This is a genomic window from Sphingobium sp. B11D3A (genome assembly GCF_025961695.1).
Taxonomy (GTDB): Bacteria; Pseudomonadota; Alphaproteobacteria; order Sphingomonadales; family Sphingomonadaceae; genus Sphingobium.
Genome location: NZ_JAOQOE010000001.1, coordinates 3,455,640 through 3,476,538, shown reverse-complemented (window position 1 = coordinate 3,476,538; position 20,899 = coordinate 3,455,640). Strand labels below are relative to the sequence as shown.

17 protein-coding genes and 2 tRNA genes are annotated in these 20,899 nt (G+C 63.4%); 12 read left to right on the top strand and 7 right to left on the bottom strand.

The features are described 5' to 3' along the window. Positions 1-425 precede the first annotated feature (425 nt). The 3 genes from M2332_RS16195 to M2332_RS16185 all read left to right on the top strand — a co-directional run bounded on the left by M2332_RS16195 (position 426) and on the right by M2332_RS16185 (position 5,622). Positions 426-983 (top strand): HlyD family secretion protein, encoded by a 558-nt coding sequence (locus M2332_RS16195; protein ID WP_264574850.1) that lies wholly within the window; start codon positions 426-428, stop codon positions 981-983. A gap of 24 nt (positions 984-1,007) precedes the next feature. Beyond that, complete coding sequence (locus M2332_RS16190) at positions 1,008-3,101, top strand: peptidase domain-containing ABC transporter (RefSeq protein WP_264574849.1); 2,094 nt, start codon at positions 1,008-1,010, stop codon at positions 3,099-3,101. A 199-nt stretch (positions 3,102-3,300) separates the two neighbouring features. Continuing rightward, positions 3,301-5,622 carry an EAL domain-containing protein gene (locus tag M2332_RS16185; protein ID WP_264574848.1) on the top strand — a complete coding sequence of 774 codons (2,322 nt, stop codon included), beginning with the start codon at positions 3,301-3,303 and terminating at the stop codon, positions 5,620-5,622. Positions 5,623-5,685: 63 nt separating this feature from the next. Here M2332_RS16185 and M2332_RS16180 read toward each other — a convergent pair whose 3' ends face one another. The 5 genes from M2332_RS16180 to M2332_RS16160 all read right to left on the bottom strand — a co-directional run bounded on the left by M2332_RS16180 (position 5,686) and on the right by M2332_RS16160 (position 7,953). Beyond that, on the bottom strand, positions 5,686-5,955 hold the full coding sequence (locus M2332_RS16180; RefSeq protein WP_264574847.1) for a GlsB/YeaQ/YmgE family stress response membrane protein: 270 nt from the start codon (positions 5,953-5,955) through the stop codon (positions 5,686-5,688). A gap of 150 nt (positions 5,956-6,105) precedes the next feature. Then, complete coding sequence (locus M2332_RS16175) at positions 6,106-6,471, bottom strand: response regulator (protein WP_264574846.1); 366 nt, start codon at positions 6,469-6,471, stop codon at positions 6,106-6,108. Between the two features lie 111 nt (positions 6,472-6,582). Further along, positions 6,583-7,122, bottom strand: a complete 540-nt coding sequence (locus tag M2332_RS16170; protein WP_264572220.1) for a sigma-70 family RNA polymerase sigma factor — start codon at positions 7,120-7,122, stop codon at positions 6,583-6,585. A 31-nt stretch (positions 7,123-7,153) separates the two neighbouring features. Beyond that, positions 7,154-7,327 carry a NepR family anti-sigma factor gene (locus M2332_RS16165; protein ID WP_264569909.1) on the bottom strand — a complete coding sequence of 58 codons (174 nt, stop codon included), beginning with the start codon at positions 7,325-7,327 and terminating at the stop codon, positions 7,154-7,156. 122 nt (positions 7,328-7,449) lie between these two features. Beyond that, positions 7,450-7,953: a Dps family protein gene (locus M2332_RS16160; RefSeq protein ID WP_264574845.1), complete on the bottom strand. Its 504-nt coding sequence runs from the start codon at positions 7,951-7,953 to the stop codon at positions 7,450-7,452. Between the two features lie 106 nt (positions 7,954-8,059). On the opposite strand from M2332_RS16160, the gene M2332_RS16155 reads away from it, so the two are divergent. Then, positions 8,060-9,721: a CHASE domain-containing protein gene (locus M2332_RS16155; RefSeq protein WP_264574844.1), complete on the top strand. Its 1,662-nt coding sequence runs from the start codon at positions 8,060-8,062 to the stop codon at positions 9,719-9,721. On the opposite strand, the gene M2332_RS16150 is transcribed toward M2332_RS16155, so the two are convergent. Continuing rightward, positions 9,718-10,512, bottom strand: coding sequence for a response regulator (locus M2332_RS16150; RefSeq protein WP_264574992.1), 795 nt, complete (start codon positions 10,510-10,512; stop codon positions 9,718-9,720). The two genes, M2332_RS16155 and M2332_RS16150, sit on opposite strands and share 4 nt — an antisense overlap. A 375-nt stretch (positions 10,513-10,887) precedes the next feature. On the opposite strand from M2332_RS16150, the gene M2332_RS16145 reads away from it, so the two are divergent. From M2332_RS16145 to M2332_RS16130, 4 genes are all read left to right on the top strand, one after another. Next, a complete protein-coding gene (locus M2332_RS16145; RefSeq protein WP_264574843.1) occupies positions 10,888-11,271 on the top strand; it encodes a hypothetical protein in 384 nt (127 codons plus the stop codon). 308 nt (positions 11,272-11,579) lie between these two features. Then, positions 11,580-13,046 carry a DEAD/DEAH box helicase gene (locus tag M2332_RS16140; protein ID WP_264574842.1) on the top strand — a complete coding sequence of 489 codons (1,467 nt, stop codon included), beginning with the start codon at positions 11,580-11,582 and terminating at the stop codon, positions 13,044-13,046. Between the two features lie 190 nt (positions 13,047-13,236). Next, positions 13,237-13,312: transfer RNA gene (locus tag M2332_RS16135), tRNA-Ala, on the top strand. A gap of 165 nt (positions 13,313-13,477) precedes the next feature. Next, positions 13,478-13,552: transfer RNA gene (locus M2332_RS16130), tRNA-Glu, on the top strand. Between the two features lie 51 nt (positions 13,553-13,603). Here the strand turns inward: M2332_RS16130 and M2332_RS16125 are convergent. Further along, positions 13,604-14,980, bottom strand: a complete 1,377-nt coding sequence (locus tag M2332_RS16125; protein WP_264574841.1) for a cation:proton antiporter — start codon at positions 14,978-14,980, stop codon at positions 13,604-13,606. A 281-nt stretch (positions 14,981-15,261) separates the two neighbouring features. Here M2332_RS16125 and M2332_RS16120 point away from each other — a divergent pair, with 281 nt between their 5' ends. From M2332_RS16120 to M2332_RS16105, 4 genes are all read left to right on the top strand, one after another. Continuing rightward, positions 15,262-16,794: an aldehyde dehydrogenase (NADP(+)) gene (locus M2332_RS16120; protein ID WP_264574840.1), complete on the top strand. Its 1,533-nt coding sequence runs from the start codon at positions 15,262-15,264 to the stop codon at positions 16,792-16,794. Between the two features lie 72 nt (positions 16,795-16,866). After that, the gene (gene araD1 / locus M2332_RS16115; protein ID WP_264574839.1) at positions 16,867-17,859 is read left to right on the top strand and encodes an AraD1 family protein; all 993 of its coding nucleotides are present in this window, start codon (positions 16,867-16,869) and stop codon (positions 17,857-17,859) included. Next, on the top strand, positions 17,859-18,791 hold the full coding sequence (locus M2332_RS16110) for a Gfo/Idh/MocA family protein (RefSeq protein WP_264574838.1): 933 nt from the start codon (positions 17,859-17,861) through the stop codon (positions 18,789-18,791). The genes araD1 and M2332_RS16110 overlap by 1 nt, the downstream gene beginning before the upstream one ends. Positions 18,792-18,902: 111 nt before the next feature. Then, the gene (locus tag M2332_RS16105; protein WP_264574837.1) at positions 18,903-20,822 is read left to right on the top strand and encodes a sialate O-acetylesterase; all 1,920 of its coding nucleotides are present in this window, start codon (positions 18,903-18,905) and stop codon (positions 20,820-20,822) included. Positions 20,823-20,899: the final 77 nt, after the last annotated feature.

The window sequence follows — 20,899 nt, the reverse complement described above, 5'->3', positions numbered from 1 at the left end:
TCAAAATTCTGTTAAGTATCCACATTTCTGTGATTTTTAGTGGAATTGCCACGCAAGCGGCTCCTTAAGTGCAAAAAGGTAAACTTGGTTTACGTCTTGTTAACCATAGTTTATTGTCCTCGAGGTCGGGTGATCCGACCAAATACAGGAGTCGTCGATGGTAAACGAAGTGATCGTTGAAGAACTCAGCGAGCAGGAAGTCGATCTGGTTGCGGGCGGTGGTCCGAGCCACGAATCGAGCGGTGGCATTCGCGGCTGATTTGTCAGTCGCTTCTGGTCACCACGATCAGATTGATCTTATGGCCGGGGGGGCGCGCGCGAATATGCGATCGTCCGCCCGGTTTTTATTTGTCATAACCTGAAACGGCATTTTTTCATCGCCTCGGCACAGCAGAGCATCCTAGAAAGCCGCTCAGGGGGACCGGATGCCACTCTTCAGGCGACAAGCACTCGATCATCACAACCGACTGCACGGGGACATTTTCCTCGTCCCTCCACTGCGTTGGCAGGCCATCGGCTGGCTGTTGCTTGGTCTGGTCTGTGCCGGTGTAGCCTGTCTCGCGTTCGGCAGCTTCAGCCGGACCATCAAGGCCGAGGGAAGCCTGCACATGTCAGACACGCCGTCGCCCTCCCCTTCCCAACCCGCAGCGCGCCCCTCGCCGGAATGGACGGCCCGCGTCACCGTGCCGCTCGCCCAGATCAAGGATGTTCATCAAGGCCAACAAGCCCGGGTCTCGCTCGCTGGCGGCAGCGCTGCCGACGCAACGACGCTGAGCGGCACGATTGCGGCGATCGCGACGCGCATGGACCCCGGCGAAACAACGGTGCCGGTCGAGATCCATCTGACAGCGCCAGGCGCAGAGCCGGGCAACCTCAGGGTCAGGGCCATTGACGGACAGCCTGTCACCGCGACTATCCTCATCGAACGGGTCCGCCTGTGGCGCTGGCTGTTCGCGCCGGTCCTTCCCCGCAGCGAGTCCTAGATGAACGCGCTGATTGCCAAAATCATGGGCCGGCGGCGCATTCGCCAGATCCTGCAGACCGAGGCGGCGGAATGCGGTCTCGCCTCGCTGGCAATGGTCGCCAACTGGCACGGGCATGAGCTTGATCTCAATGCCCTGCGCCAGCGCTTTGGCGTGAGCGCGCGGGGCATGACGCTGCGTCAACTGATGCAGACTGCGGACGACATGCAGCTGCTGCCGCGCCCGCTGAAGCTCGATCTGGCCGGCCTGCATCTTCTGCATCTGCCCGCCATCCTGCACTGGGATCTGAACCACTTTGTCGTGCTCGAACGCGTCGAGCCGGGCCGTGCCTATGTCGTCGACCCGGTGGGCATCGCGCGTTGGTACAAGTTCGACGAACTGGGACGCCATTTCAGCGGCGTCGCGCTGGAACTGCGCCCCTCGCAGGACTTCCAGTCCGTCCGGGCCAGGCGGCGCCTGCGCTTCCGCGATCTGTGGAGCGGCATGACGGGCGCACGCCGCACCTTTGCGCAGACGGTCATCCTCTCCATCGTCATGCAGATCTTCATTCTCGCCAGCCCCTTCTATCTGCGCACCGCCGTCGATGAGGTTCTGCCTGCGCAGGACGGCGGCCTGCTGCTCACGCTGGCGCTGGGATTTGGCGCGCTCGCGCTCATTGGTGCCGGCGCGGCGCTGCTGCGTAAATATGTGCTGCTGTCGTCAGGCGCTCTGCTCTCTTTCGGCATCACTTCCAACATCGTCCGCCACCTCTTCCGCCTGCCCATCGCCTGGTTCGAGAAGCGCAAGGTGGGAGACATCCTCACCCGCGTGCAATCCGTACTGCCGATCCAGCGCTTCCTCATCGAAAGCGCGCCGCTCGCGTTGATCGATGGCACGCTCTCGGTCCTCACCCTAGTGATGATGTTCCTGATCGCGCCCGAACTGGCACCGATCACGCTGGTCGGGCTCGTCCTTTATTCCGGCGTTCGGCTGGCCTTGCTCGCACGCGAGAAACAGCGTGAGGCGGAATATGTGAAGGCCCTCGCCCGCGAACAGGGCACGCTCATCGAGACCTTGCGCGGCATGGTCACGCTGCGCCTCGCCGGCCGCGAAGCGATGCGCCACAGCTACTGGCAGAACCGACTGACCGAGGCGCTCGGCGCGCGCTACCAGCACGAGCGCGTCAAGGCCTGGCACGAGACCGCCAAGACGATGATCCCCGCTCTGGAACTGGTGATAGTGATTTTCGTCGCCATGCGCGCCAATATGGATGGTGCCATCACGCTCGGCACCCTGTTCGCCTATCTGGCCTTTCGCACGCAATTTGTGCAAGCTGGCCAATCGCTGCTGGATGAAGGCGTCAAGCTCCGCTTGCTCGAACTCCATCTCGATCAGCTCGCGGACATTGTGCAGAGCGAGGACGATGCGGGCTTTGCCGAACCACTGAACCACGCCGACTTCTCCGGCCGGATAGAACTGCGCGATGTGCATTTTGCCTACGGCCCGCACGATCCGCCTGTGCTGCGGGGCGTCGATCTCGTCATCAAGCCGGGCGATCATGTCGCGATCACCGGCGCTTCCGGCAGCGGCAAGACGACCCTCGCCAAGATCATCCTTGGCCTGATCGATCCGACCAAGGGGCAGGTGCTGATCGACGGCCAGCCACTGCCGCAGTTCGGCCGCCGCGCCTTTCGCCAGTATGTCGCTGCGGTGCTGCAGGACGACGTCCTCTATGCTGGGTCCATCGCCGATAATGTCGCGGCATTTGGGGAGATCGACCCTGATCGCCTGCGGGATTGCCTCAAAGCCGCTGCCATTCTGGAGGACATTGAGGCGATGCCGATGCGGACCGAGACGCTGGTCGGGGATATGGGCTCAACCCTGTCCGGCGGACAGAAACAGCGCATCCTCCTTGCCCGCGCGCTCTATCGTGAGCCGGCACTGCTACTGCTGGATGAAGGCACCGCCCATCTCGACCTGGAGCATGAGGCCATGGTTAATCGCGCCGTCGCTGCATTGGGCATCACCCGACTCATTATCGCGCATCGGCCGGAGACGATTGCCGCCGCCGACAGGGTGATCAGGGTGGAGAACGGGGTGGTCACGAGCGATAGTCAGCCGCGGTCGACGACAAGCTAGAGCAAGCAGAACGCCGGTTTCACACCACAGACGGTACACCAGCGCGTCGCGACGAACAGTCGGCCCAAGCTCTCGAAGACCGCCGCCGCACCTCCCTGCCTGTCCCCTCGCACAAGCCTTTCCATCTCTTGTGAACAACTTGTTCACAGTTTCCTGACATTGACGTCCACTGGCGACTGAACCGCCCGAGTGTGGACCCATGTTGCGATTGCGCCTCCTTGCGAGACTGACCCGGTCGGCTCGCAGCCTCATCCTCGCCGCGGCGTGCCTCATCGGCATGATCGTGATGATGAGTGGCGCCGGCACGTCGCTGGACAATTTGACGCGCACCGAGCGCTACCAGCACTTTCCCAAGCAGCCGAGCGGCGAGCTGGTTATCGTTAAGATCGACACGCCCAGCATCAAGGCGCTGGGCACGTGGCCCTGGCCGCGCGGGCGCCATGGCGAGCTGATCGATGCCCTGAATCGCGCAGGCGCCGAGCGCATCGTCTCCAATATTATTTTCGACCAACCTGCAGCGGACCCTGCGCAGGACGACCGGCTCATCAAGGCACTCGCGGCCTCGAAGGCCGATGTCTATCTGGCCGCACTGCTGGAAAATCGCTCCAATGGGCGGGCAACCTACGAGGCGCTGCCGACGGAGGCGTTGCTGCCCTATGTCACGCCCGTCAACGTGTGGCTGCATAGCGATCCCGACCAATATTATCGGCGACTGGTGCTCAATGCTCCGGTCCTGGGTACGGAATTGCGCGATATTTCCCAGGCGCTTGCCGGCACCAACTATCCGGGGGAAGGCTCCTTCCCCATCGATTGGTCCTATTGGTGGAACCAGATCGACCATATTTCCTATTCGGACGTGCTGGCCGGCAAATTCCCCAAGGACTTTTTCAAGGGCAAGAAGGTCCTGGTCGGCATCGATGCCTTCGGCTTCGGCGACCAGTTCAACGTCCCCTATCACGAGAAGCTCTCCAGCCTTTATGTCTTTGCCGCCGCAGCGGAAACGCTGATCGCCGGACTGCCGGTCGAGGTGGGGCCGTGGCCGGCCATGCTACTCGCGCTGGCGCTGATCGGCCTCTCCTTCCTGCTCAAGCCCCGCTTTCGTTATCCGCTCTATCTGGCCGGAACCATAGGGCTGGTGCCCGCGCAGATTTACACGGAACATCTGACCCTCTGGCGGCCGGATGTCGGCCCGGCGATCCTTACGCTGGTCGCGGCGCTGGTCGCACAGTCGCTCCTCAGTGTCGCGCAGGCCTTGCTGGATCGCAGCACCAAGTCGGCTGAAGCGGGGCTCCCAAATCTGGCCGCCATGGTTCTCAACGAGGGCGAAGAAGGCGTGACGATCGTTGTCAGCCTGCGCAATTATGTGGAAACGACGGCGCTGCTTGGCCTCGCGGCGCAGGGCACGCTGCTCGCCAAGATTCGCGACCGCCTCATCCTCGCCGCAGGCCACGAGCGGATCTACCAGATCGACAATCACAGCTTTGCCTGGCGGAGCCGGGAGGATGTGCCGCAGGTGGTCGACAGTCTCGAGGGTCTGGAAGCGCTGTTCGCGCCGGGGGTTCAGGTCGAACAGCTCACGGTCGACATCACCCTGCACGCCGGCTTTTGCGACAAGCCGGACATGAGCGTGTCCGAAGCCATTCCTAAGGCAGTCCTCGCGGCGACCAACGCCACCAATCGCGGCATCTTGTGGGAGCGCTATGAGACCGAGGAGGACGAGCTGTTCTGGAAGCTCTCCATCCTCAACGAGTTCGAGCAGGCATTGCGCCGCGGCGATGTGTGGGTCGCTTACCAGCCCAAGCTGGACCTGCACGGCAATCGCATCACCAGCGCCGAAGCGCTGATCCGCTGGATTCACCCCGAGCGCGGCTTTATCCGGCCGGACCGGTTCGTCCGCGCCATCGAGGATGCAGGGCGGATCGAGCGGCTAACGCTCTATGTGCTCGAACGCGCCATTGCCGACTTCGCGCCGCTCAATCTCTCGGTCGCAGTCAATCTCTCCATGCGCATGGTCGGCAAGAACAAGCTGGAGGCGCCACTTCGCCTGCTGCTAGATACCTACGGAATGCCTGCCGAAAATCTTACGCTGGAGATTACAGAATCGGCCAGCATGGCGGACGAACAGGGCATCGCCGAACTGGAGTCGCTCCGGGCGATGGGCGTGCATATCTCCATCGATGACTATGGCACCGGCCAATCAACGCTATCCTATCTCAAGCGCTTGCCGGCGTCCGAACTCAAGATCGACCAGAGCTTCGTGCGGCAAATCCTCACCAGCCGCAGCGATGCTGTGTTGATCAATTCCACCATCAAGCTGGCCCATGAGCTCGACATGCAGGTGGTTGCCGAGGGCGTGGAGGACGAGAATGTCCTGCAGGCACTGGCCGCGATGGAATGCGACATCATCCAAGGCTATCATATCGGTCGCCCGGTGGCGCTTCCCGACTTTCTCGCCAATCTGCAAGCGGCGAACCGCAAGGCTGCGAGCCGAGCCCGCAAGAGCGCCCTTTCCGCAGCATAACAGGCAACGAAAAAGGCGCCGGATCGAAGACCCGGCGCCTTTTTGGCGTTTATGTCGGTCTATTTACCGCACCGAACCGCGACGAACCAGATTGACGATCGCGAGCAGCACGATGGCGCCAAGCAGCGAAACGATGATCGAGGTCAGATTGATCGCGCCCGATGTGATCGGGGCGGCGCCGAGGATCGGGGACAGCAGGAAGCCGGCGAGAACCGCACCGACAATACCCACCACGATATTCAGCAAAATGCCCTGCTGGGCATCGGTGCGCATGATCAGACTGGCAAGCCAACCAACAATGCCACCGACAATAAGAAGAATGATAAGGCCCATATTCCGTCTCCCTCAGTGATGTTGAAGGCAAAACAATTGTCTGAGGAATTCGTTCCGTTCTTGCTGAACGAATAGTTGACAAAGGCCGTCATCTTGAATCGAGTGCAGGGCGCGACATGGGCCCATCTTGCGGCCGTAACTTTACACAAGTTACAGGCTCAATTGCGCCTCGATCACGCGCCGCAAGTCTTCGAGGCGATAGGGCTTCTTGAGAATGGCGACCGCGTTCCGATGCTCCGCCCCGTCCATCGCGTCACCCGCGCCGGTTGCGAAGGCGAACGGGACACCTTTTTCCGCGAGACGGGCAGCGACGGGAAGGCTGTCTTCCTCATCGCCTAGCTTGAGATCGAGCAGCCCGAAATCGAACGCGACTTCGTTCACGAATGCCAGCGCTTCGGCGAGGTTGGCGGCCACCCGCACATCCGTGATGCCCAAGTCTTCGAGCAGGGCTTCGGTATTCATCGCGATGATCGGATTATCTTCGACCAGAAGAACGGCGTGGGGGCGTGGCGACAAGGGCGAGCCTGTTAGCAAGGATTGACGGGGCAATTATGCGCACCCGCCCGATGCGATCCACAGCGTTGCGATGGACCGAACCAAGTGCGGGTCTTTACGCTTGTTTCGAGGTTAAAGGCTGGCGACCTTGTCGAGATCCGCCAGCATTTCCGTGTGAGAGACGGCGCGGCTCTTCGAGCGCCCGCCCTTCTCACCCTCGTCGCCGAGCATGTCTTCCAGGCTCCGGCGGGCGCGCGCGACGCGGCTTTTCATCGTGCCGACCGCACATTGGGCGATGTCCGCGGCTTCCTCGTAGCTGAAGCCACCCGCCCCGACGAGCAGCAAGGCCTCGCGACGTTCGGGCGACAGGCGCATCATCGCGGCCCGCAGATCGCCCATGTGCAGGCCATCTTCCTGCCCCGCGGGCTGGCTCAGCAGCTTTTCGGCAAGGTCGGGATCATAATCGCCGCGGAACCGGTTGCGTCGCGCTTCGCTCAGATAGACGTTGCGCAGAATGACGAATGTCCAACTGCGCATGCTGGTGCCGGGCTGGAAGGAATCCCGCGCGGCCCAAGCCTTGAGCATCGTCTCCTGAACGAGGTCGTCGGCATAGTCCGGGCGACCGCACAAACCTCTCGCGAAAGCGCGAAGGTGCGGAAGAACGCCGGTCATCTCCGTACGAAAATCATAATTTTTCGGGATGTTACTGGCTGTCACCGCTTTTATCCAGCTTCTTGAGGAGCGCCACAAAGTCGTCCGGCAATTGCTCGTCGACGACTTCATCGTACATCCGCCTCAAGCCTTCGGCCCAAACGGGTTTTGCGCGACCACTGCGCTGCACGGAGTTCTTTCCGGGCTTTTCAGGCGTGCTGGACATGCCCCTACTTGCCTCGCAGAATATAGAATTGTTGAGATGTGACTGCACAACCGTTCCCAAAACCTCTGAAATCCAATTCCCGCCCCCTCGTAAAGTGACTGATGTGCGTTCCGGCGCGCAGCTCACGCCGCGACAGCGCGCAACATCCAGACATTTTCCTCATGCTTTCCGATGCGAGCTGTCAACATGTCTGCACTAAAGACATCGTCGCCTTCTTCGGCGACCGCGACAGCCTCACGAAGACGCCGGGCGACCGCTTCGTTATCCTTGATCAGCGCATCAATCATCTCGGCGGAGGACTGGACCGTCTTGCTGCTCTCCACCACGCTGCGCTCGGCATAGTCGCCAAAGGCTGCAGGAGCGACGTGGCCAAGCGCCCGAATACGCTCCGCCAGCGCGTCGCTGGCCAGCGCCAGATCCTCATATTGGGCTTCGGTCAGCTTGTGCAGACCAAAGAAGCTCGGCCCGACGATGTTCCAATGTACACCCAGCGTCTTGAGATACAGCGAGAAACTGTCAGCCAGAGCATCGGCAAGCTTGTCGGCAATCGCATCGACATTCTGCCGATCGATCCCGGTGTTGAAGGCCGCATCTTTCGGTTTTGCATTCAGGGCGCTATTCGCCATCACTGATCTCCGCTGGGGGCGTACGAGTGGGGGAACGATCCCAAGGGGAAAGAGTTCCGATCTAACGGATCACGGCGCTTTGGCACCTCTTTGGTAATTTGGGTTCATGGTGAATTGGGATATTGGCAAACGTGCCAAGCGACGCTTCGATAGCTGGTTAAGAGAGTATCCCCGGGCGACGCCGATCGGGGTCTTCCTGTTTTCGCTTACGCTTGTCGGGGCCAGCGCGTGGTCTGTCGAAGTCGCGTCCGAGCGGACGCGGCGAGCGGCCGCTGTCATGCAGGCTGGGGAGATCGTGGCCGCTCTGCAGCGGCAGGCAGCCGCCAGTTCCGCCTATTTCCAAGCCACCAGCGCGCTCTTTCTCAGCGCAGACGGGGTCAGCCCCGAGTTCTTTCGCGACTTCATCACCCGGCTGCGCCAGGATTATGATTTTACGGGTGTCGTGGCCATTGGCTGGGCGCGCCACACCACAGCCGCGGAACTTCCGGCGCTGACCTCAAGAATGCAAGAAGCGGGTTATGAGGACTTCGCCGTCAACCCTGCTCCCGCACCGTCGAAGCAGGCGATGTATATCATCACCATCGTCGAGCCCAATTCCCTGGCCAATCGCCGCGTTCTCGGCTTCGACATCCATAGCGACGCACGGCGGGCGGCCGCGATCGACCGCGCGTTGCGAACCCGCTCAATGGCGGCGACAGACCCGGTCAAGCTGAAGATCGACGAGCATGCCGACCACAACACCGGCATCGTCGTGCTGCTCCCGGTCGCGCAGAGTGATGAGGGCCCAGTCAATGGCTTCATCTATGGCGCCATCCGGGTCGAGGAATTCATTCGCGCTGCTGTGAAACCATCCCTGCTGGAAACCGGCCGGATCGAGATTTTCGACACCACCCCGGATGGGCAGGAGCGCATCTTTGCCGCCGGCGATAGCGAGAGAGTGGAAAGGCCGCTGGAGCAGCGCTTCTCCCTGTTCGACCAGCAATGGTCCGTGCGCTTCTATCCAGCCGGTGAGCACTGGCTCTACCCCCTCACACTGGTCGTGCTGGTCGGCGGCGTCTCCTTTTCGATGCTGCTACTCGCCTACATCCTGCTCGTGCAGCGCCGCAACGAGGATCTCGTCGCGCTCGTCAATGCGCAGGCCGAGCGCGAGGCGGAGCGCGCCGCCTTCGTGCGCGAACTCAACCACCGGGTGAAGAACTCGCTCTCTAACGTCACGTCGATCATCGCCCTGACCCGGCGGAACGCAACCGACATCAATAGCTTTGCCGACAATCTAATGGAGCGAGTGCGCGCGTTGGCCGCCAGCCACTCATTGCTGGATGGCGCGCAATGGGGACCGACGGACCTCAAGGCGCTTATCGAGACTCAGTTGGGATCGCATGGCCACGCGCGCGGCCGCATCGTGTCCGATGGCCCCAATGTGCTAATCTCGCCCAACGATGCGCTGTCCATCGGCTTGGCACTGCACGAACTGCTCACCAACGCGACACGATATGGCGCCTTGTCCGCCGATCAGGGCGAAGTGCATCTGCACTGGTCGGTGGGAGATGAGAAGATCTCGGTATCGTGGGAAGAGCGCGGCGGTCCGCCGGTTGTGGAACCGGTCAAGCGCGGCTTTGGCCTGAACCTGATCGAGCGGGCTTTGGCCCACGAGCTGGGAACGCCGATCCGCATCGACTTTTTGTCGAGCGGCCTCATGTGCACGTTCGATATCCCCCTGCGCAAACCGAAATCGTTCCAGTTGCGCAGGAAGGATGGCGCCGCTTAACGCAGCGGCGCCGTGGACCCGAAGAACGCGACCTGCCCGATCGTCGCGCGAACGAAGTCGTCGCTGAAAGGCTTGGTGATCAGATAGGTCGGCTCCGGGCGTTCGCCGGTGAGCAAGCGCTCCGGGAAAGCAGTGATGAAGATCACCGGAACCGAGAACTTGCCTAGGATCTCGTTGACCGCATCGATCCCTGAACTGCCGTCCGCCAGCTGAATATCGGCCAGCACGAGATCCGGCCGGTGCTGATCGAACAGTGCCACCGCCTGCGCGTGCGTCGCAGCGGTACCCACCGCAACATGGCCGATGGAGGTCACGATCTCCTCGATCTGGAACGCGATGAGCGGCTCATCCTCGATGATCAACACGTTGAGACGGCTGCTGGAATCGATATCCGCCAGCGCGCTGTCGATCATCTCGCGAACGTCGTCCTCGGGGCAGTCGAGAATCTCGGCGATCTCGCTTTCCGAAAAATCTTCCACGGCGTTCAGCAGCAGCGCCTGACGGGCCAGCGGCGTCACCAGTTCCAGGCGATTGCTGGCAGTCGTGCCTTCATCCGAGCCGAGGCCGCCGCTCATCGACAGCTCAGCGCCGGCGGAAGCGTAGATGCGTGAGAAGGCACTGAACAGCCCGGTCCGCGATGTGGAGATTTGTTCGCGCAGGCTGGAATCGGCCAAAGCCGCCTCCAGAAGCTCCCGCACGAAACTGTCACCCAGCGACTGAGACCCCGTCAGAATTCGAGCATATCGCCGCAGATAAGGAAGTTGCCGCGCGATAAGGTCGGATAGAGCCATATGAACGTGTCTCCTGCATTTCAGCCAGCGCCCACAACCAAGAACACCGCATGACGCGGTGGAGCACCAAAAGTGCGCGGAATGTACGGTTTCGACAGGGTTCCCCACAAGAAATTTATTTTTGCAGACCTCGGGAACCAACGCGATTCAGGTGCATTTGAGGATCAGCATTGACATTAGTCTGCCCCCGATAATGTCAGCGTCACTTGACCGGTTTCCGCTCCTCCTCACCCCCCCCAAAGCGCGGAAACCGGTCAACCACCCCACATTATCTCCCGTCCTTCCTCTGCTGAGCCCGTGCCCGCGCGGCGAACAGAGGAACCATCCGTCCGAACCACCGTTGGGTTCAGGAAGGTTATCACGAGGAGTTAAGCCATGCACATTCGCACAAACCGTTCCACGCCTCTGGAAGACGGCCGCGACGTGATCATAACGCTTCGCTCCCGCGCGGAGGATATTGCCGAGCGTGGTCTTGCCAGGGCAACAACGCTGGCGGACGAGGCCGGCCGCCGGGCATCCCGGTTGGGGAAGGATACAGCGCGCAAGGTTTCGAAGGGCTCGAAATCCCTCGTTGAGAATGTGCGCGATCATGTGCCCGGCATGAAGCCCTCAGGCCTCGCGGCTTCGCCGGCCGCCCGGTTCGTCCGCCGCCACCCCGCCCTGCTCGTTGCCGTCGGACTGACCGCTGCGACGGTGGGATATCTCGCATGGCGCGCGCAGCAAGACACTGAAGAATCAGACGATTCTTCAGAGGGTTAATAAGCGAAAACCATTCTCTGCCAAATTAAGCGAGAAAGTTTTCGAAGGCCGGAACGAACCCGTCTATAGCTCGTTTAACGGGCAGATCTGGCACCATCAGGCTATTTTAGATGCTGCTAGCCCGGTGGTGCCAGATCCCCTCCTTCGCCTCGGACAGGCTAGGGTCGCGCAGACGCGGGCCGTGACAAAGCCTCGAAGAGCGCCCGCATCCCTAGAAAATCTTGACATCCGCGCCCGCCTTCATCATGGCGCAAGCGGTTGCCCGTGTGATCCAAAAGAGTCACGCGCCCTCTATTCACGGAATTCTGATGCCCTTTGCCGATCTCGGCCTTTCGAACGAATTGCTGCAAGCCGTCGGCGAGGCGGGGTATTCAGAGCCGACTCCGATTCAAGCGCAGGCAATTCCCTCCGTCCTGATGATGCGGGACATCATCGGCATCGCGCAGACCGGCACCGGCAAGACGGCCAGCTTCGTCCTCCCGATGATCGACATTCTGGCTCAGGGCCGCAGCCGCGCCCGGATGCCGCGCAGCCTCATTCTCGAGCCGACGCGCGAACTCGCGGCGCAGGTCGCCGAGAATTTCGAGAAATACGGCAAATATCACAAGCTTTCGATGGCGTTGCTCATCGGTGGCGTCTCGATGGGCGACCAAATCAAGGCGCTCGAAAAGGGCGTCGACGTGCTGATCGCGACGCCTGGTCGCCTGATGGACCTGTTCGAGCGGGGCAACATCTTGCTGACCGGCTGTTCGCTGCTGGTCATCGACGAGGCGGATCGGATGCTCGACATGGGCTTCATCCCCGATATCGAGAATATCTGCACCAAGCTGCCCGCGAACCGGCAGACGCTATTGTTCTCGGCGACGATGCCGCCGCCGATCAAGAAGCTTTCGGATCGCTTCCTGAGCAATCCCAAGTCGATCGAGGTAGCGCGCCCGGCCACCGCCAGCGCCAACATCACGCAGATGCTGGTGCCCGTCGCCGAGCGGGCCAAGCGCGAGACGCTGCGCTCGCTGCTGCGGAGCGAGAGCGCGGAAAGCGCGATCATCTTCTGCAATCGCAAGACGATGGTGCGGGAGCTGAACAAGAGCCTCAAGCGCCACGGCTTCCGGTCTGGCGAAATCCACGGCGATATCGATCAGGCCGCGCGCATCGCGGAGCTGGATCGCTTCAAGTCCGGTGAGATCAACTTGCTTGTCGCCTCCGACGTTGCCGCGCGCGGGCTCGATATCAAGGGCGTCAGTCACGTCTTCAACTTCGATGCGCCCTGGCACCCGGACGATTATGTGCACCGCATCGGCCGCACGGGCCGCGCCGGCGCGACCGGCAAGGCATTCACCTTCATCACCAATAGCGATGCTGAAGCTGTCGAGAATATCGAGAAGCTGATCGGCACGAAAATCCCGCGCCTCGACATGGGCACGCAGGCCACCGACGATGGTGAGGATGAAGGGCGCGGACGCGATCGTCGCGGTGGCGCGAAAGGCGCATCCAAGCGTCCTGCCAAGGCACCCGCTCGGCGTGAGCGTGGCGCCGACGCCAAGGGTGATCGTGAAACCGAATCGCTCGCCCCCGAGGCACGCCCCGCGCGTGAGGATGCGCGCCCGCCGCGTGAGACCCGTGAGGATCGCCAGCCCCAGCCACGGCGCCAGGATGCCCGGTCTGACGCTGAGCGTCCCAAGGCCCCGCAGCAACGCAATCGCGCGGATCAGGAGCCGGATGACGGATGGAACGGCCCCATGCCGGATTTCCTCTCCGTAGGCTTCAACAACTAAACCTACCGACGATACAGACGGGAGGCTCGGGGACGCGGCAACGCGTCTCCACGCCTGCCAATTGGCGGTGCGCAAACCGGCGATTTCGGTGCTATCCGACACTCAGGTCGCTATCGCAACGCGACGCGCCACCAACACGCAAAACCCGATTGCAATCGGCGCGGGCCTTGCCTATAGGCAGCCCTCCCTGGGGGCTGTAGCTCAGTTGGGAGAGCGCGTCGTTCGCAATGACGAGGTCAGCGGTTCGATCCCGCTCAGCTCCACCAGGGATTTTTCTTCCAGCCACGCTATCGCTCCCTCCCCGGCTTAAGCCGCGCGGCGGGAAGACGCATTTTCTGTGAACCGGTCCGCCTTTTTGGGGTTGCCACTCCGGCCATCCCACGGCATAGGCGCCGGACCTGATGACGGCTCCGCAACGGACCGACATGGATGGCCCCTTCGTCTAGCGGTTAGGACGCGGCCCTTTCACGGCTGAAACACGGGTTCGATTCCCGTAGGGGTCACCACTCAGACTTTCCCTCATTATCAAGCGCAGCATCACACCGGTCGCGCCGGCGTCACTCCGCCGGGGCCATGGCGGCCGATGGACCATTTGCCTCGTCCAGCGCCGCCAGATCGCCGCGCGCCCGTGCCTGCCGACCGTAGACCAGCTCAAACAGCGGCCCCGCCATCACCGTCGTGACGATGGCCATGAGGACCAGCATCGCGAACAGCGTCGGACCGATAATACCCTTTTGCAGGCCGATGTTGATGATGATGAGTTCCATCAGCCCCCGGGCGTTCATCAACGCACCGATGCCCAGCGCCGTGCGATGATCCTCGCCCGCCAGCCGAGCGGCGGCCCAGCAGGCCCCGAATTTGGCGATCACCGAGACGAGCAGAATGGCCAGCGCCGTCAGGAGCAGCTGCACGGAGTTCACCATGTCCATGCGCGTGTTCAGGCCGGAATAAGTGAAGAACATCGGCAAGAGCAGCACCACCACCAGCGGCTCGACCTTGCGCTTGATTTCAAGCGCAATCAGCCCGCGCGGCATACAGGCGCCGAGCAGGAAACCGCCGAAGATTGCGTGTATGCCGATCGCGTCCATGAGAAACGCCGAGAGGCTGAACAGGGCAAGGACGATAGCGAGGACCGTCATGCTCAGCCCGCCCTCCGCCTCCACGAGGCGCCCGAGCGGGATGAGCAGCCGGCGGCCCCACAGCAGCATGAGCCCCGCGTAGAGCAGCGCGCCGACAATGGCGATCACCGCCACGCCCGGTCCGGCACCGAAGGTCGCCAGCACGACCGCGAGCACGCACCAGGAGGCGGCATCGTCGAAGGCGCCCGCCGTCAGCGAGAGTGTGCCCAGCGACGTGTTGGCGAGGCCGCGCTCGTTGATGATCCGCGCCAGCATGGGAAAGGCTGTGAGCGCGATGCACGCGCCGAGGAACAAGGTGGCGCTCCCCCTTCCCACCCCGGCCGTGAACAGCCCGTCGATCGTCAGCAGCCAGGGGGTGATCACCGCCGCCAGCATGAACGGCACGGCGATGCCCGCCGCCGACACCGCGCCGGCGGCGCGCGCCTTCGAGCGGACGTGATCGAGCCGGAGCGTCAGTCCAACCAGAAACATATAGAGGCCCACGCCAAGCTGCGCGCCGACATAAAGGACGTTGCTGGTTTCCTTGGGGAAAACCGCGGCCTGCAGATCCGGCGCAAATAGGCCAAAGAGCGACGGACCCAGCACGACGCCGGCGATCATTTCCCCGACCACCTGCGGTTGGCGAAACAGGGTGCGGCCGAGCCATCCCACCACCCGGCACGTCACAAGGATGACGGCGATCTGCAGGAAGAAGTGCACGCTGTAGTCGGATGGCATTAAGCTCACAGCGGACTGGACGGCGGGGCCGTGGGGCGTCAAGACACGGCCCAGTTCACCCCAAAGCGATTGCTGCATCGCGCCCTGCTCCATATGTCCTCCCCGATGGCCCGCTTGTCCCGCGCCTGATCGGAAGCTACCATGGTAGCGTTATCATTGAAAGCGAGGACTGAAGCGGCTGTGAATGGCCAACTGGCGCGTCTGGCCCAACAAAAAAGCGGCTATGCGCTGCCTATGGATTGCCCGGCGAGCTGGGGAGGCATCGGAAATTCGGCGATACAAAACTTCCCGAGCGCAGCCGCGCCCCGTTGCCTTTGCGCGCCCGGCCTCATATGTCGGAGTAATAAAGGGAGTCTCTCATGACCGAATTCCGCTCGATCACTGCCGAAACCGGTGCGCCTTATGGTGACCCGCTGCCCGTTCACGGCCCGCAGGATGTCGCCGCCGCCTGCGCGTCCGCCGAGGAGGCCTTCGGGGTCTATCGCGCGACGAGCCGCGAAGATCGTGCGCGTTTTCTTGAGCGTTGCGGCGAGGAGATCATGGCGCTGGGCGATGGCCTGATCGAAACCGCCATGCGCGAGAGCGGCCTGCCGCGCCCCCGGCTCGAAGGCGAGCGTGGACGCACCGTGGGCCAGCTGCGCATGTTCGCCGATGTCGTGCGCAAAGGATGGTGGCAGCAGTTGCGCGTCGACCCCGCCATGCCCGACCGGCAGCCGCTGCCCCGCCCCGATCTGCGGATGCGGATGATCCCGCTCGGCCCGGTGGCGGTGTTCGGTGCCTCCAACTTCCCCCTCGCCTTCTCGACCGCCGGTGGCGACACGGCCTCTGCACTCGCGGCGGGTTGCCCGGTCGTCGTCAAGGGCCACCCGGCCCACCCGATCACGGCCTCGCTGATGGCGCAGGCGCTGACGGCGGCGGTGAAGGCCTGCGATCTCCCGGCGGGCGTGTTCAGCCAGATCATGGGGCCGTCGCACGAACTCGGCGCCGCGCTCGTCCAAGACCCGCGCATCACGGCGGTCGGCTTCACCGGCTCACGCGCCGGCGGCCTCGCGCTGGTCAAGTTGGCGCAGGCCCGCCCGGTTCCGATCCCGGTCTATGCGGAGATGTCGAGCATCAATCCGGTTCTGCTTCTCCCGCAGGCCCTCAAGGCGCGCGGCGCGGCGCTGGGCACCGCCTTCGTCGGCTCGCTGACGATGGGCGCCGGCCAGTTCTGCACCAATCCGGGCCTGCTGATCACCATGGAGGGCGACGGGCTCGATGCCTTCATTGCCAGCGCAACCGAGGGCGTGGCAGCGGCCGCCCCACAGACCATGCTCACCGCCGGCATTCGCGATGCCTATGGGAAAGGCGTTGCGGCGCTGGCCGGCCATGACGCAGTCGAAACGTTGGCCAGTGGCAACCCCGGTGAGGGCACCAGCGGTGGCGCCATCTTGTTCCAGACCAGCGCCGAGGCTTTCCTCGCCAACCCCGATCTCGCCGACGAGGTATTCGGCGCCAGCGGCATCCTGGTGCGCTGCGCCGATGAGGCCGAGATCGTGGCGATCCTCGAGGCGCTCGAAGGTCAGCTTACCGCGACGCTCCATATGGACGCCGAGGATGAGCCGCTTGCTGCGCGGCTGCTGCCGGTGCTGGAACGCAAGGTGGGGCGTATCCTCGCCAATGGCTGGCCGACCGGCGTCGAGGTCTGCCACGCCATGGTCCATGGCGGCCCCTTCCCGGCCACGTCGGACGGCCGCACCACCTCGGTGGGGAGCCTCGCCATCGATCGCTTCCTGCGGCCGGTGAGCTACCAGAACCTCGCCCAGTCGGTGCTGCCAGAGCCGCTGCGCGATACCGCACTGGGGGATGGCATCCCGCGCCTGTATGATGGCACTTTGCTCGCCGGTCGCTGAGGCCGGCAATCCCCGACGAGACAGCACGAACCGGCGCCCGCGCGGCGCATGAGGAACGGAAGAGGACGTCCAATGGCCACGCGTTTGCTCCAACATCAGGCACCTTCCGGCGCGCGATCCGTGATCCTCGCCGTGGATGACGAGGCTTGGCTGCTGCAGGGCAGCAGCAGCATCCGGGCACTGGCGCGGGACGCCCTCGCCCGGCGCCAGTCGTTACTGGAGACCGTGCAGCATTATGCCAAAGGTGCCTCTGTGGATCTCGCCGCCGCCTTCTCGGCCGGCGAATTGCTCGCGCCGATCGACCATGAAGACCCGGCCCATCTGCTGATGACGGGCACCGGCCTCACCCATCTCGGCTCCGCAGAAGGCCGGGACAAGATGCACAAGCAGGCGCTGAAGGCCGAAACGCTAACGGATTCGATGCGCATCTTCCTGGAAGGGCTGGAAGGCGGCAAGCCCGCACTTGGCGAGATCGGCCAGCAGCCGGAATGGTTCTACAAGGGCGATGGCTCGCAGTTGCTCGGACCGCACCAGCCGCTGGACATGCCGGGCTTCGCGCAGGATGGCGGCGAGGAGCCGGAATTGGCCGGCATCTACATCATCGATGCAGACGGCAAGCCGTGGCGGCTCGGTTTTGCGCTTGCTAATGAGTTTAGCGATCATGTGACCGAGCGGCACAATTATCTCTGGCTGGCGCACTCCAAGCTCCGCAAGGCCGCGCTCGGGCCGGAATTGCTGCTCGGCCCGGCGCCAGCGCATATCGAGGGGACCAGTCGCATCCGCCGGGGGGCTGACGTGATCTGGGAAAAACCCTTCCTCTCGGGCGAGGCAAACATGTCCCACAGCATCGCCAATCTCGAGCATCATCATTTCAAATATGCGCTCTTCCGCCGGCCGGGCGATCTGCACGTGCATTTCTTCGGCACGGCCACTTTGTCCTTCAGTGATGGCGTGAGCGCGCAGGAAGGGGACGTGTTCGAGATCGGCGCGGCGCCCTTCACGCTGCCGGTCTCCAATCCGCTCACGCGCATGGCAGAAACCCGCATCACCCCGGGCGTGCTGTGATGAGCGCCACGCCCATCCGCATCGCGCTGCAAGGCGTGGGCAAGATCGCGCGCGACCAGCATTTTCCCGCCATTGCCGCCAATCCCGATTTCGCCCTGACCGCAACCGTCAGCCGCCATCCGGACGGATTTGTCGATGTCCCGCATTTCAGCGATCTTGAGGCGCTGATCGCCGATGGCCCCGCAGTGGACGCCATAGCCCTCTGCACGCCGCCGCAGGTGCGCTATGCACTCGCCGCCCGCGCCATCGAGGCCGGTTTGCATGTGTTCCTCGAAAAGCCGCCCGGCGCCACCCTGTCGGAAGTCATTGCGCTGCAAGGTCTGGCGGAGGCGGCAGGCGTCACCCTCTTCGCCTCCTGGCACTCGCGTTATGCCGCTGGCGTGGAGCCAGCGCGCCACTGGCTTGCCGAGCGGCGGATCGAGCATGTCTCGATCATCTGGCGCGAAGATGTGCGGGTGTGGCATCCGGGGCAGGACTGGATCTGGGAACCGGGGGGCCTTGGTGTGTTCGATCCCGGCATCAATGCCCTCTCGATCCTCACGCAGATCCTGCCCAACCCGGTGTTCCTCAAGGATGCCACGCTGCAATTCCCCGAGAACCGGGCTGCGCCGATTGCCGCCGATCTGCGCTTGTCCGACACGCTCGGCACGCCGATCCACATGGATCTCGACTGGCGCCAGACCGGGCCGCAGAGCTGGGACATCATCATAGAGACCGACGCCGGGACTGTGCATCTGGCTAAGGGCGGCGCTGTGCTCTCCCTGCCCAAGGGCACGGTCGAGAGCCCCGATGTTGAATATCCCGGCCTCTATGCTCGCTTCGCCGAACTGGTGCGCGATGGGCGCAGCGATGTTGACGCCGCGCCGCTCTGCATTGTCGCCGACAGTTTCCTGCGCGGCCAACGCGTGCAGGTGGAAGCCTTCGAGGATTGAGCCGGAAAATCTGACTGTAAGGGGTTGCCGAATCCTGATCGGCCAATCATGATAACGCTACCAACAAAGAGTGGGGAGAGGACGATGAGCGTGTGCGGCGCGAGGCGGGGCTTGGGATATGCCCGACCTGTTCTGGCGCTCGGCTGTCTGCTTACGGCCAGCGGCGCATTGGCCGCCCCTCAGCTTTCCCCGGTCTGGACGGATCAGGCCGTCATCCAGCGCGACGCGCCTATCGTCATCGTGGGAACCGCCGCCCGAGGCGAGACAATCCGCGCCACTCTCGGCAGTGAACAGGCCGCAGCCACGGCGGATGCCAATGGCGCCTTCACCCTACACTTCCCTCCACGCCCGGCCAGCGAAACACCGCTGACGCTTCAGCTCTCGGGCGCGGATGGCAATGCTGTGACGGTGCGCGATCTGCTGGTCGGCGATGTGTGGCTGTGCTCGGGCCAGTCCAATATGGAGTTCCCGCTCGCACGGGCCTTGAACGGGCCGATGGTGGTGATGCAGTCGGGCGATCCCGGCCTGCGCCTGCTGCAAATTCCCAAGGCGACCGCCAGCCTGCCCGCGCCGCGCTTCGGCAGCCCGACGGCATGGACAGCCGCGACGCCGCAATCGACGCCGGAATTCTCCGCTGCCTGCTACTTCATGGGCAAGGCGTTGCGGGCGCAGCAACAGATCCCCATCGGCCTCATCCATGCGAGCTGGGGCGGCTCGCGGCTGCGACCCTGGCTCACACCGGATGCCGCCGAAGCGCTGGACGGCAAGGACGATCTGGCAATGCTGCGCCAACATGCCACCGATCCGCTCGGCGCCGTCACCGCCTTCGCCCCGCAATGGGAGCGCTGGTATCGGGACGAAGCCGAGAAGAGCGAGCCCTGGCGCAAGCCGGATATCCTCAGCTGGCAGGATGTGCCCGCCATCGGCGTGTGGAACGACTGGACAGGCACGCGGCTCGCGAAGGATGCCACCGGCACCGTCTGGCTGCGCCGCACCGTGCGGCTGACCGGCTCACAGGCTAATGCCGGCGCGATGCTGGAGCTGGGCATCATCGACGATATGGACATGACCTTCGTCAACGGCCGCGCGGTGGGCAATACGTTCAGCTGGGACGAGGCGCGCCGCTATGCCGTCCCGCCTGCGTTGCTCCATGCGGGCGATAATGAGATCATGGTCGCGATCAGCAACAGCTGGGACAAGGGCGGTTTCACCACCGGCCCAGAACGGTTGAAGCTGACGATCGCAGGCGGTGCTGAGGTCCCCCTCGCGCAAGGCTGGCGCTACAGCATCGCCCCCGTCCCCAGCTTCCCGCCGCGCCCGCCATGGGACGGCAATGGCGGCCTGGGCGTCATGCACAATGCCATGGTCGCGCCTTTGGGGCAGATCGCCCTGCGCGGCGCTGCATGGTATCAGGGCGAGAGCGACGTGGACGTGCCCGGCTATGCCCGCCGCCTCACCGCGCTTGCGGCAGGATGGCGCCACCAGTTTGGCAAGGACATGCGGATGCTGGTGGTGCAGCTTGCCAATTACGGGCCAGCGCAACTGGCGCCGGCAGCGTCCGGTTGGGCGACCGTCCGTGAAGACCAGCGCGCCTTCGTCAACAGCGATGCCAATGCCGCCTTGGTGACCGCCATCGACATCGGCGAGCGCACCGATATCCACCCTGCCAATAAGGCGCTGCTCGGCGCCCGCTTGGCCATGGCCGCGCAGGGAACGCCTTTGCCGATGCCCATGCAAGCCTTGCGCACGCGGGGGCGCATCAGGATCAGCTTCTCAGGGATCGAGGGCAGCCTCGCCGCATGGAGCGCCGCTGCGCCCATCGGCTTCGAGCTATGCGGCGATACGCAGGAGAGCTGCCGCTATGCGCAGGCGCGCATCTCGGGAGCGGACGTGTGGCTCGAGGACGATGGCCGCGCCGCCAGCCGGGTGCGCTATGCGTGGGGCGACAGCCCCGTCGTCAATCTCTTCGATGGCCGCGCGCTGCCCGTTCCCGGCTTTGAACTGCCGATCCGCAGCGAGGCGCAGCCCTGACAAAAGATCATTCGCACTCAAGACATTCAAATAGGGGAGAGAGACTTTGAGATTTCCAACATTGGCCCTGCTGGCCA